The organism is Rossellomorea sp. ABR4_012 (assembly GCF_056159545.1).
Map to the genome: position 1 here is coordinate 583498 of NZ_JBSWVK010000001.1, position 12678 is coordinate 596175.

Here is a 12678-nt window from a genome sequence, read left to right on the forward strand (position 1 = left end):
AAAGGAATGGAGTAGTGTGCGCAGGCACTCTCCTATTTAATCTTTCATTGGAGGCAGCGAACATGACGCATTTAAAACCAGTACTGATCGTCTTCTCAATCTTCATTTGCATCATCTTTATCGTACCCACTCTGCTTGTGCTCCCATTTTCATCGGACAAAGAACAAACCAACTTAAATGAGAAACTGGAGGGCGCTCCCGGAATCGAGGAGCTCGCGGATTCAGTCGAGGTGGCTGTCTACCGGTCAGGCAAGGAAGTGATCGAGAAGCTGCCATTAGAGCAGTACGTAGTAGGGGTACTGGCTGGTGAAATGCCTGCAGATTTTGAAAAAGAAGCGTTGAAGGCACAGGCGCTCGCGGCAAGGACATTCATTGTGAACAAAATGATGACGGAAGACCCATCCCTTCCAAAGGGAGCGGATGTCACCGATACGATTGACCACCAAGTATTCAAGAATCCATCGGAGCTCGCTGGCCTTTGGGGAGCAGACGCTGAATGGAAGCTCGAAAAGATCTCGGAAGCGGTCCTGGAGACTAAGGGGCAGGTCCTGACATTCGAAGGCAAACCGATCACAGCTGCGTTCTTCTCGACGAGCAACGGATACACGGAAAACTCAGAAGCCTACTGGCAAAATGAAATTCCATATCTTCGGAGTGTGAAAAGCCCATGGGATGAGAACTCACCGAAGTTCACGGATCAAAAAATCATCCCGATAACGGAATTTGAGCAAAAACTGGGTGTGAAATTATCGAAGGACGGCTCTGTCGGCACGATCACTTCCCGGACGGAAGGAAAACGAGTAGCAAATGTCGATATAAACGGCAAGTCATTCACTGGCCGTCAAATAAGAGATATGCTCGGACTGAAGTCTTCTGACTTCTCCTGGTACCTGAAAGACAACCATATCGTCATCTCGACAAAAGGCTACGGCCATGGAGTCGGCATGAGCCAGTATGGTGCCAATGGGATGGCGAAGGAAGGCAAGGATTATAAAGAGATCGTGACCCACTATTATAAAGGAGTGGAAATCACGACTTCAGATAAGCTGCTGCAGAAGGTGACGGCGCAGCGATAGGATCTAGTCGAGGGATTGTTCTGATCCTCTGGTGCCAGGCACAGATTGGCAGTTTTGAGCCAGGCACAGATCGATGGTTTTGTGCCTGGCACAACTAGCCCGGTTTGTACCAGGCACCTAACAGTGATACTGAGCCAGGCACCAAAAGCCGGAATTGTACCAGGCACAAATAGCCAAATTTGTACCTGGTACACGCCCCAAATCCAACCCAAAGAAAAAGATGGATTCCCCAAACTTGCGGGAAATCCATCTTTTTTTATGCGGTAAAATACCCTTCAATCCTCTTCATATATCTCGTCACCACATGACCTGTACTCCTGAAATACGTCCGGTTCACAACCCAGAACAGAATCGTCACCCCGATCAAATCCTTCGCTGCATCAATCATCGTAGCCGAACGGTACGGAACGAACGATTGATGGATTTCATCGACGAATCCATAAAAGATCGCGATCAACGCCACAGTGAAATTGAATGAGTAGCGAAGCATCCCGTTTGCAAGCAGTGCCAGCACAAACAACCCATAAAGAATCGCAAACTCAATTAAATGGAGGGACTCTTTTATCAACCGGTCCCAATCGTTATCAGGAAAACGGATGACCGCATCATCCGGGTTGCTGGACAGAATCCAGATCAGTATCATATATAGAAAAGGCGCAGCTGTAAGAGCGTATTTAAGCAATGTTTTCACAGTCTATCGTCCTTTCAATTCATGTAAATTATAAAAATACTTACTCATTGTATCATGTGAAAAGGTACAGCCACCCTATAAATATTGCAGTTCTATGAAGATTTGAGAAAAAAGTTTCTGATTCCATACATATTTCATTAGGGTTTGTCGAAAGATAAGAATTAAAAAATTTTTTTGGACTTGTGTATATATTTTCAGAATTCTGTTCAGAATGATTGCTGAGGTGATGAAAATGAGAGAGGAAGAAAAGAAATACACTTCTCCAAAATTTTTGAAAAGACGTTGGGCATACCCAGCAATCTATCTAGCAAGTGCAGCAATCATTATCACAGGAATTCTGTGGTACCAAGCAGGAAATGATGCGAACGAAAATGCCGAGGATTACAGCTATGATGTTCCTACTGATAACGAGTTCAATCAGCCTGCTGAAGAAGTCAACCGTTCACTGGAAAACTTCGTAATGCCTGTTTCAAGTCCGGAAGACACAGTCATCGAAAAAAACTTCTACGATGCTGAAGCTTCTGCCGAAGAACAGGAAGCCGCTTTAGTCGTGTATGGCAACATGTACTATCCAAACCAAGGGATCGATATCTCGAAGGATGGAAAAGAATTCGACGTACTTGCTGCCATGAGTGGAACAGTCACAAAGGTTCAGGAAGATTCATTACTGGGCAACACAATCGAAATCGAACACAGTAAGGGTATTGTCACTCGTTACCAATCAGTCAAAGATTTTGAAGTAGCTGTCGGGGATGTCGTGGATCAAGGTCAAGCAATTGCAAAAGCTGGAAAATCTTTATTCAATGAAGATGCAGGTGTACACGTACACTTTGAAATCCGCAAAGACAATGTAGCAGTCAATCCAATCAACTATTTCAATAAATCTCTTGCCACTCTTCAAGAAGCAAAGCTTGATGAGCAGAAGGTTTCCGGCGATCAGCCAGAAGCGGCACAAGAGGATGCAGCGAAAGAAGATGCAGCAGCAGAAGAAAATGCTGAAGGTGGAGCGGCTGAAGAAAAGCAGAACGCGAACCCATCTGACGCAGAGCAAAATGACGCAGAGTCTAATGCAGATGCAGAAGATCAAGATGCTGAATCAAACGCTGATACAAGTAAAGAAGAACAAGAATAATAAACGGACTGACCGGCAGATGCTGGTCAGTTTTTTTGCGTTTAAGTTTTTTCTAAAAAAGATTCTCGAGTAAGTGAAGATGATTACAAAACAACAGATACAACCGTAGTATGTTATCGGTTCGAGCGGTTGATTGGAGTGCAAGACGAAGACTCCTGCAGGAGATGTGACTAAGTGAGACCCCGCAGGAGCGCAGCGACGAGGAGGCTCATTGGTCACCCGCGGAAAGCGAAGTCTTGCACAGAAATCATAAGCGGTGATTAAAAGCGATAACTAAAAAAAGTTTCGACTAAAATCGACATACCTACATTATGTCAGTAGAATATTCTAACCAGGCGTTTAACAATATAACGTAAAACCTTTATTAAAATTCTTATATTTATAAAATAGTTGAAGAATTTTTTATCCTAATTTAGGAGTCCTTGTCGGAAGTTCTTTATTGAAAAAGCTTTTCCACATAAATGATAATGAGGTCACGAATAAAATTTCAGAAAATTTAATATTTATTTATGGCAGCGTTTACACAATGGGAGGTGAAAGATTGCTTTATTTCATCGTGTTGCTCCTGATCACAGGGGCCAGCATCGTTTTCGCAGTAAAGAAAAAGAGGGCCGTTTTTTTAGTATTGCCGTTCTTATCCATGTTTGTTTATTTTATTGTTCAGATCGCACTTGTCCCAATGCCGTTTTTTGAAACAGTGAAGTTTATCTTCAGTCTTAGATAAATCAGATTTTATAGATGTCTGATTTTTCGTAGGTCAAATAGAATTCTTAACTTAGTGTGGACACGTGCTCTTTTCGAATTCGATTTTTAAAAAAATTGGTTTGAACCGAGTGTGTAAAGCTACAACGTTTGCGAAAAGAGCCTTGATAAAAAAGGGGGATATTTATGAAGAAAATTGACCGTGCTAAAGCGGATCAGTATTTCAAAGAGAAAAATCGTTTTATGGCCCTATACCTTGTCATTTGGTTCATCAGCTCATTTGTCATGGTGTTCTTTGCTGAAAGCTTATCTTCGTTTACGATCAATGGGTTTCCATTCCACTATTTCATGGGGGCTCAAGGATCGATCCTGATTTTTATCATCCTGCTTTATGTGAATGCCGTCGTATCTGACCGCATCGATCGGAAATATGGGATTGATGAAAGCAAGAATGAGCAAGTGAGTTATGGGAAGACGCTTGATCATTAATATGAATGAGAACTTTATAGAATCTATTTTTAAAGATAGGCTCTGTTAAACGATTAATTGATAGCGGAAGCATGAAGGTCCTGCCAATTCGTTCGCAGAAACGGCTTACTCCGTGATTGCTTATTTAAAAAAAGAAATAGCAGACAGAAGGGGGAAATCGGTTAATGGATGTACAGTTTATTGTGTCAACGGCTATTATTCTTGCAACGTTTGCATTATATATCGGGATAGCAGTTTATAACAAAGCGAAAGCGACATCGGATTTCTACGTTGCCGGACGCGGTGTGCCACCGGTCTTCAACGGGATGGCCATCGGAGCCGACTGGATGAGTGCAGCTTCATTCATCGGGCTTGCCGGTACGGTCATGATCCTTGGTTATGATGGACTAGCTTACATAATGGGGTGGACAGGCGGTTACTTATTACTGACATTCCTGCTGGCACCGCAGCTTCGTAAATATGGGCGATATACGGTTCCAGAATTTATCGGGGACCGCTACAACAGTCATACGGCTCGCGTCATTGCCGCACTTTGTACAATCATCATCAGTTTCACCTATTCGATTGGGCAGCTTTCCGGTTCGGGAGTCGTTATCGGACGCCTATTTGAAATCGACGCCAAAGTCGGAACGCTGATCGGGGTCGTGCTTATCGCCTTTTATTCTGCCTTCGGCGGTATGAAGGGGATTACGTGGACTCAGGTTGCACAGTATATCGTCCTGATTATTGCTTATTTGATTCCGATCATTTTCATGTCTCTTCAGATTACGGGGAATCCGGCTCCATGGATTTCATACGGTGAACTGGTCGGGAAGATCGGGGAGCTTGATCGGGAACTGGGAGTCTCAGAGTATTTTGCCCCGTTTACGAACGGGACGAAGTGGCAGTTCCTGGCGCTTATGTTTACATTGATGGCCGGTACGGCGGGTCTTCCGCACGTCATCGTCCGTTTCTATACGGTATCCACGATGAAGGCGGCTCGCTGGTCCGGGGCATGGGCACTTCTTTTCATCGGACTGCTTTATCTATCGGCACCTGCTTATGCAGCCTTCTCGCGCTTTATCCTAATGACGAAGGTTGCAGGCAGTAAAATTAGTGAACTGCCGGCCTGGACGGCTTCCTGGGTGGATACAGGAAAACTTCAGGTAGCGGATACGAATGCTGACGGCATTTTGCAATGGAAAGAAATCGTCATTTCGAATGATATCGTCGTCATGGCGACGCCTGAAATCGCAAATCTTGGCGTATTCGTCATCGGACTTGTTGCAGCGGGTGCGATGGCAGCGGCATTATCGACTGCCGGCGGATTGATGATCGCGATTTCGTCTTCATTCGCTCATGATATTTATTACCGTGTATTCAGACCGAATGCGACGGAGAAGAATCGTCTCGCTGTAGCCCGCTGGACGATTGTACTTGCAACGCTTGCTGCCGGATTAGTGGCGCTGAATCCTCCGGGTGTTATTACCCAGATCGTTGCGTGGGCCTTTGCGCTCGCGTCCGGAACTTTCTTCCCGGCTCTCATCCTTGGGGTTTGGTGGAAACGTTCGAACGCACAAGGGGTTATTGCAGGGCTGCTTGTCGGATTAGGCGTTACGCTCACGTATATTTTCATGGCAAGGGCAGGAGTCAACGTATTCGGCATCATCGATACAGGAGCGGGTGTATTCGGAGCTACAGCCGGATTCCTTGCGAATATCATTGTATCGCTAATGACGAAGGCGCCAGACCAAAAGCTTCAGGATGAAGTGACGGATCTTCGTTATCCGGAGCAAATGACATTCAAAAACGGGGATATTTGGGTGGACGATGATGTCAACTTCAAATCCTGATCATACTTTTCAAGAAGCTGTACTGCTTCATCCCTTCTTTAAGGGGATGGAGCGTAGTACAGCTCTTTCCCTTTTTTACCGTTGTAAAAAAACGGCCGCTGGCAAGGGCCAGACGCTTCTGAAAAGCTATGAAAATCGCAGCGGCCTCTACCTTGTCATTGATGGAGAAGTAGAGGTGAACGTCCCGAAAGAAATGGATGGAAAGGAAGAAGTGCTGGAAGTCATTTCAGCAGGAGGAATCGTCGGACTTTCCTCGCTCTACTCTTTTATGGAAAAAGAAGAAGTGGATGAAGGCGTCTATGCATCCGTTGAGGTCAAAGCAAAAGAAGACAGCCTGCTTTGCCTCGTCCCATACAGCAGCTTGAAAGGCTACTGGGAAGATCCGCACCTGAAGCGCTTTTTATTGAATGAAACGTCTAAGCGGCTCCAGGATATCTATTACTCTCTATCGAAGCAGGTTGGCGCATCCTATGGCCTTCAAGAACGCTCCACCATTTTAAAAAGAGTGAAAGATATCATGATTGATAACGTGATCACTGTAGACAGCGGAGCCTCGCTTAAGGAAGCGGCGCATATCATGGGTGCATATCGGGTGAGTTCGGTTGTGGTGCTTGAAAATAAAAGGATTGCGGGCATCCTTACTGAACGGGATATCGTCTCCCGATACATCGCAGGGAACATTCCCCTGACCAGTGGGGTGAAGGAAGGGATGACATCGGATCCTGTTGTGATCGGTCAGGATGCATACCTGTACGAAGCACTGGCTGCGATGCTGGACCATTCAATAAAGCATCTTCCTGTAATAAAGAAAGACAAGCTGGTGGGGATCGTCACCCTGTACGATGTGATGAAGGCGAATCATACCGGTGCGTTGACGAGCACTCATAAGATTGAAGATCAAGGTTTCCCCCTCGATAAAATAAAGCCCACGATCGAATCGGTCTTTCATCATTTATGGAAAGCGCATGCCCCTGTCTTTCATATACTTGATTTTATGTCGGGGCTCTTAGATCGCTTGTATCGAAGAGTGCTGAAAGAAGCAGAAGACGAGTTGAATGATGAGGGAAGGACCAAGCCATGCAGCTTTGCCTTTTATGTAATGGGCTCTGTGGGAAGGAAAGAACAGTTCATGCTGACCGACCAGGATCATTTCCTTGTTTATGAAAAGGAAGGAAAGGAGTCCGAGGAGTATTTCAAGCTGTTTACAGAAAAAGTAGTGAAAAAGCTTGAGGAAGCCGGATTGAGACGCTGTGACGGGAAGATGATGGCCTCTGAGGCCGCGTGGAGGGGCAGTCTGGATCAGTGGGAGGAAAGAGTGAGGCGGTGGTCTGTCCGCTCTTCTGAAGAGACCTTGTTAAAGGCTCAAAATTTCTTTTCATTCAGGTTCACAGAGGGGGATGGAAAGCTTCATGAAGCTTTCACTAGTGCCCTTGACCGCCAATTAAAGAACTCGAAAATTCTGCTGGCAAGGATGGCTCAGGTTGAAAAGACAAAACCTGTACCCGTCCTGCATTCATCGATCCGCTCTTTGCTTGGGATGCAGCGAAAGGAATTTTCTATGAAAAAAGAGATCCTTTTCCCGTTTCATCATGCACTGCAAATCCTGAATCTCGCTCATGGGAATCTGTCAGGATCCACATTGGAGAAAATAGCGTTCCTGGCGGAAAAAGGGGCGATTTCCCCTGGATTTGGCGATGACTTGACGGAAGCGTTCGAGGAAGTGATGAAGCTCTACATGGAGCTGAAGCGCAATAAACAGGGAGATACCGTACAGCTTTCCACCCTCTCAACAAGGGAAAAAGAAAACCTTTACAACAGCGTAAAAACGATCAGGGAATTCCAGAACATGATGCTCGCCCATTACTCACTAGCATAGAAGGGAAGTGACTCCATTCATTTTTTCTAAAAAGAAAATGACGTGTCCCTTGAAATATGATTCAATCCCGATGAACCGGGCAATCGAGGATATCACTTTCATCGTCTTCGATACAGAAACAACTGGCTTCCGTGTCAACGCTGGAGACCGGCTGCTTGAAATCGGGGCAGTCAGAGTCGAGGGATATAACGTAAAAGACAAGATGATCTTTCAAACATTCTCTAATCCGAATCGACTTATTTCTCAGGAAATATCCGATTTAACGGGAATTGACACGAAGGATGTCGAATGTGCTCCCTCAGCTGGCGATGCGATACGTGATTTCTTTGATTTCCTGCGTGGAAATCATGCAGACTGCCTGGCGGGACACTACGTTAGCTTTGATGAGCTCGTGCTGAAGAGCGAACTGAAACGAACAGGATCCCACCTTTACATGGCGCCGAGCATCGATACGCTGAACCTCATCGGCTATCTGGCGCCTTCCTATGACATGCGGGACCTGGAGAGGTATGCTCAGCTTTTCGGCACCCGGATGTACCCGCGGCATCGTGCCGTCAACGATGCACTGACGACGGCTTATTTGTTTGTGGAGCTGCTGGAGCTTTTGCGTGATCGGAAGGTCGATACGTGGGGCGAGCTGCTTAGGGTCAGCAGGGGGCGGAGTTGAAGGGTGTTGCAGCTTTTTGATTTGGTTTGAGGTGTTGGTGTGAATAGGCGGATGTGTGTGTTGTAAATTGAGCCTGGTTCAAAACGGCGCAATCGATCCTGGCTCAAAGCCCTATAAATGAGCCAGGCTCAGGCGAGGCACGCGTTACATGACCTAGACCATGTTCGATTTGCCTCCTCTGAAATATGTGGGAGTCATCCTGAAAATAAGTAACATACATTCATTTTCAGAAAATTCATTCCAAACCTTGTCCTTATTGTCTTTTTTGTGCATATATGGAGACCTCGGCTAATAAAATGATACAAACCTATCAAAATAGAGAGTGTTTGAGGTGAGGAATCGTTTCAACCTACTATTTCACAAAGCCGAGAAATTTGTTCATACGTTGTAAGATCAGGAAGCCGCAGCTTTAAATAAAGCTTTCTGCCGCCGATTGCGGTCTGTACTATTTCATTGATGATATAGCGAGTCTCATTTCACACTTCTCACATCCAATTTAGGGAGGTCGAGTGGTGTGCACGATTACATCAAAGAGAGAACAATCAAGATTGGCAAGTATATCGTGGAGACGAAGAAAACTGTTCGTGTCATTGCGAAGGAGTTTGGCGTGTCCAAAAGTACTGTTCATAAGGATCTAACAGAACGACTGCCGGAAATTAATCCAGAGCTCGCAAATGAAGTGAAAACGATACTTGATTATCATAAATCAATTCGTCATCTACGAGGTGGAGAAGCCACAAAGCAAAAGTACAAAAAAGAAGAGCTCCACAGCTGATCAAAATACGCCAAGCTACGCATTGTTGCGCTTGGTGTATTTTTAATTTGTGGGGTGAAAAGTTTGTTGGTTCTACATAAAGATCTGTGCCAGGAACAAAACTGCAGATTTGTTCCTGGCACAGATCTTTATGTAGAAGTGTTATTTGACCGATCGCTCAGTCAACAATTGAAGATGGAGGTAAAATTGTATTTAAACCCTTCACCAGCAGTTGATAGGAGTGCAGGACGAAGACTCCTGCGGGAAAAGCGTGTTAGGTAAGACCCCGCAGGAGCGTAGCGACGAGGAGGCTTACCAACCGCCCGCGGAAAGCGAAGTCTCGCACGGAAATCAACTGCGGTGTCCAGTAGGACCATTTAATTTTTACACTCCTGTAACAAAACACACCTAACCAAAATAATTTTTCAAATAAATAACAATTTTAATGCATTTTTTTGACAAAGAATACGTTCTTTCGACATATTTGTGGTAAAATAATATATTGGGTGCAAGTTTTACCTTATCGTAAAAACGTAATTACATACTGACAATTAACTGACATATAAATGACTGGAATTGAAGAAGGGAGTAACACGAAATGTTTGCGAAAGATATCGGTATTGACCTTGGGACGGCGAATGTCCTGATCCATGTAAAAGGAAAAGGGATCGTTTTAAATGAGCCTTCTGTTGTGGCTCTTGATAAAAATACAAATAAAGTATTGGCGGTCGGTGAAGAAGCACGCCGCATGGTGGGGCGTACACCTGGAAACATCGTCGCGATCCGTCCCTTGAAGGATGGGGTCATTGCGGACTTTGACGTAACGGAAGCAATGCTGAAGCATTTCATCAATAAATTGAATGTAAAGGGTTTCTTGTCGAAGCCTAGAATCTTGATTTGCTGCCCGACAAACATTACAAGCGTTGAGCAGAAAGCGATCAGGGAAGCGGCAGAGAAGAGCGGCGGAAAGAAAATATATCTTGAAGAAGAGCCAAAGGTTGCTGCGATCGGTGCAGGAATGGACATTTTCAATCCTACCGGAAACATGGTTGTCGATATCGGTGGCGGAACAACGGATGTTGCCGTCCTTTCAATGGGAGATATCGTGACAGCCCAGTCCATCAAGATGGCCGGGGATAAATTTGATCATGAAATCCTGAACTATATCAAGAAAGAGTACAAGCTTCTGATCGGGGAACGCACAGCAGAAGATATCAAAATCAATATCGGTACGGTTTTCTCAAGCAAGCGCGAAGAGGGAGAAGAGTTTATGAACGAGATGAACATCCGCGGCCGTGACATGGTATCCGGATTACCTCGTACAATCACCGTTACTTCCAAGGAAATTGAAGGAGCTCTTAAAGAATCAGTTGCTGTCATTGTTCAAGCAGCTAAGAATGTTCTTGAAAAAACGCCTCCTGAGCTGTCTGCTGATATCATCGACCGAGGAGTAATCATTACAGGCGGAGGCGCTCTATTACACGGTATGGATCAACTTCTTGCAGAAGAATTGAGGGTTCCCGTCTTTAAAGCAGAAAACCCTATGGACTGTGTGGCAGTCGGTACTGGATTGATGCTTGAGAACATCGATAAAATCTCACGCAGAAAAATCGGCTGACATTAAAGGAACTTTCTGGAATAACACAGCTCAGATAAAAAGTAGTTCAAACAATCCGATAGTAAGATGGAAGAGCAAAAACGTAAAGAGGTGTAAGTATGTTTCGTGGTTTTTATACAGTGGCATCCGGGATGCTTGCGCAGCAGCGCAAAACAGAAATGCTGACAAATAATATGGCGAACGCGAATACTCCTGGTTACAAAGCTGATCAGGCTTCAATGCGGGCTTTTCCAGAAATGCTATTGGAGCGTCTGGACTCGGCTCGAGTGCCTACCGAGAAGGGGCTGACGATTCCTTTTAACCAAACGGTCGGCAAAATGAATACTGGTGTATATTTGCAGGAAACGACACCGAACTTTTTACAGGGAGATATACAGGAAACCGGCAGGAATGCTGATATCGCCCTGGTGAACGGTAATATGCCGCTTGATGAAGACACAGGCGCGTTAGGATCTGTATTTTTAACAGTGGAAGGCGCGGATGGACCTAGGTACACCCGTAACGGGAATCTGACTGTGAATGGAAACGGCTTTTTGACAACGAACAGCGGTCACTTTGTATTGGATGACGAAGGAGAGCGGATCCAGCTGGGAACGGATAATTTCAAGGTTGGTGAAACGGGACAGATCCTTGTTGAAGATGCAGTTGCAGCACGGTTGGGTGTCGGTTTTTCGCAAAATCCCAATCAACTGATCAAGCAGGGAGACGGCTTGTTTGCAACAGAAAACAATGATCCGCTTCAGAATGCTTATGAAACAGAAAGAGTCATTTTTTCGACAAAGCAAGGGTTCCTTGAACGTTCAAACGTAGATGCTTCCCGTACGATGACAGACATGATGACCGCTTACCGGGCATTCGAGGCGAACCAGAAAGTGCTTCAAGCCTATGACCGCAGCATGGAAAAGGCAGCAAATGAAATTGGGCGGGTAAATGGCTAGTCATCCTTTTGAAATAGAAATTCCAAGTGAAATACCTTATAATAAAGGGGAATTGACATGAACCGGACAATGATTACAGCGACGAATACGCTGGGCCAATTGCAGAAACAAATGGATATGATCGGTCATAATCTGTCGAATGCTGAAACATATGGCTACAAACGCCGGGAAGCGGCTTTCGCCGAATTGATGGTTCAGAACGTCCGAAATCAAGAGAATACTGACAAAGAAACCGGCAGGCTTACACCGCTTGGGATCCGATCAGGCGTGGGGGCGAAGCTGGGGCAGGCTCAATTGATCCTCTCACAGGGGCAGCTAAAATCCACTGGACGGTCGCTGGACTTTGCACTAACAAATGAAAGACAGTTCTTCAAGGTACTTGCACAGGATGATGATGCGAATGCTGTCCGCTACACGAGAGATGGTGCGTTCTTCGTCAGTCCGATGGGGAACGGTGAATCGATGCTGGTAAATGGGAATGGCTATCCTGTTCTGGATGAGAACGATAATTACATTACGTTCTCTGATGAAGCAACAGGTTTCGAATTAGGCAATAACGGGGTCCTCACGATTTCCGGACCAAACGGTACAGAGGAGCAAGTGAATTTAGGAATAGTTTCCATTGAAAAACCTCAATTTCTCAGTCAATATGGAAGTAACCTTGTGGGTCTTCCCGAGAATATGGACCAGTTGGATGTAGGTGCGGACGAAGTGCTGACCAATTTGACTGGCGGTGCAAGAACGGATATTTCAATGGTCCAGAGTTCTCTTGAAGCCTCAAATGTTGATATCGGAAAAGAAATGACAGATATGCTGAATGTTCAACGGTCCTATCAGTTCCAGGCGCGTTCAATCTCGCTTGCGGATCAAATGATGGGTCTCGTTAATGGTATACGCTAAAAG

12 protein-coding genes are annotated in these 12678 nt (G+C 45.3%); 11 read left to right on the forward strand and 1 reads right to left on the reverse strand.

What is annotated here, in order from left to right; all coding sequences use genetic code 11:
* The first annotated feature begins 62 nt into the window (after positions 1-62).
* The gene (gene spoIID, locus ACXAFV_RS03010) at positions 63-1076 is read left to right on the forward strand and encodes a stage II sporulation protein D (RefSeq protein ID WP_475124362.1); all 1014 of its coding nucleotides are present in this window, start codon (positions 63-65) and stop codon (positions 1074-1076) included.
* A gap of 256 nt (positions 1077-1332) precedes the next feature.
* Here spoIID and ACXAFV_RS03015 read toward each other — a convergent pair whose 3' ends face one another.
* The gene (locus ACXAFV_RS03015; RefSeq protein WP_475124363.1) at positions 1333-1767 is read right to left on the reverse strand and encodes a VanZ family protein; all 435 of its coding nucleotides are present in this window, start codon (positions 1765-1767) and stop codon (positions 1333-1335) included.
* Between the two features lie 232 nt (positions 1768-1999).
* Between ACXAFV_RS03015 and ACXAFV_RS03020 the strand changes: the two genes are divergently transcribed.
* The 10 genes from ACXAFV_RS03020 to ACXAFV_RS03065 all read left to right on the forward strand — a co-directional run bounded on the left by ACXAFV_RS03020 (position 2000) and on the right by ACXAFV_RS03065 (position 12675).
* Positions 2000-2899, forward strand: a complete 900-nt coding sequence (locus ACXAFV_RS03020; RefSeq protein WP_475124364.1) for a peptidoglycan DD-metalloendopeptidase family protein — start codon at positions 2000-2002, stop codon at positions 2897-2899.
* Positions 2900-3440: 541 nt separating this feature from the next.
* On the forward strand, positions 3441-3623 hold the full coding sequence (locus ACXAFV_RS03025) for a hypothetical protein (protein ID WP_475124366.1): 183 nt from the start codon (positions 3441-3443) through the stop codon (positions 3621-3623).
* 164 nt (positions 3624-3787) lie between these two features.
* Positions 3788-4090 carry a DUF4212 domain-containing protein gene (locus ACXAFV_RS03030; RefSeq protein ID WP_446244635.1) on the forward strand — a complete coding sequence of 101 codons (303 nt, stop codon included), beginning with the start codon at positions 3788-3790 and terminating at the stop codon, positions 4088-4090.
* Positions 4091-4254: 164 nt separating this feature from the next.
* Positions 4255-5922 (forward strand): sodium:solute symporter family protein, encoded by a 1668-nt coding sequence (locus ACXAFV_RS03035; protein WP_475124368.1) that lies wholly within the window; start codon positions 4255-4257, stop codon positions 5920-5922.
* The gene (locus tag ACXAFV_RS03040) at positions 5903-7798 is read left to right on the forward strand and encodes a DUF294 nucleotidyltransferase-like domain-containing protein (protein ID WP_475124370.1); all 1896 of its coding nucleotides are present in this window, start codon (positions 5903-5905) and stop codon (positions 7796-7798) included. The genes ACXAFV_RS03035 and ACXAFV_RS03040 overlap by 20 nt, the downstream gene beginning before the upstream one ends.
* A 37-nt stretch (positions 7799-7835) precedes the next feature.
* Positions 7836-8465: a 3'-5' exonuclease gene (locus ACXAFV_RS03045; RefSeq protein WP_475126049.1), complete on the forward strand. Its 630-nt coding sequence runs from the start codon at positions 7836-7838 to the stop codon at positions 8463-8465.
* Between the two features lie 514 nt (positions 8466-8979).
* Positions 8980-9240: a sporulation transcriptional regulator SpoIIID gene (spoIIID, locus tag ACXAFV_RS03050; protein ID WP_032086905.1), complete on the forward strand. Its 261-nt coding sequence runs from the start codon at positions 8980-8982 to the stop codon at positions 9238-9240.
* A 577-nt stretch (positions 9241-9817) separates the two neighbouring features.
* The gene (gene mreB / locus ACXAFV_RS03055; RefSeq protein WP_475124371.1) at positions 9818-10837 is read left to right on the forward strand and encodes a rod shape-determining protein MreB; all 1020 of its coding nucleotides are present in this window, start codon (positions 9818-9820) and stop codon (positions 10835-10837) included.
* A gap of 98 nt (positions 10838-10935) precedes the next feature.
* A complete protein-coding gene (locus ACXAFV_RS03060; RefSeq protein WP_475124373.1) occupies positions 10936-11775 on the forward strand; it encodes a flagellar hook-basal body protein in 840 nt (279 codons plus the stop codon).
* Positions 11776-11832: 57 nt separating this feature from the next.
* A complete protein-coding gene (locus tag ACXAFV_RS03065; RefSeq protein WP_475124374.1) occupies positions 11833-12675 on the forward strand; it encodes a flagellar hook-basal body protein in 843 nt (280 codons plus the stop codon).
* Positions 12676-12678: the final 3 nt, after the last annotated feature.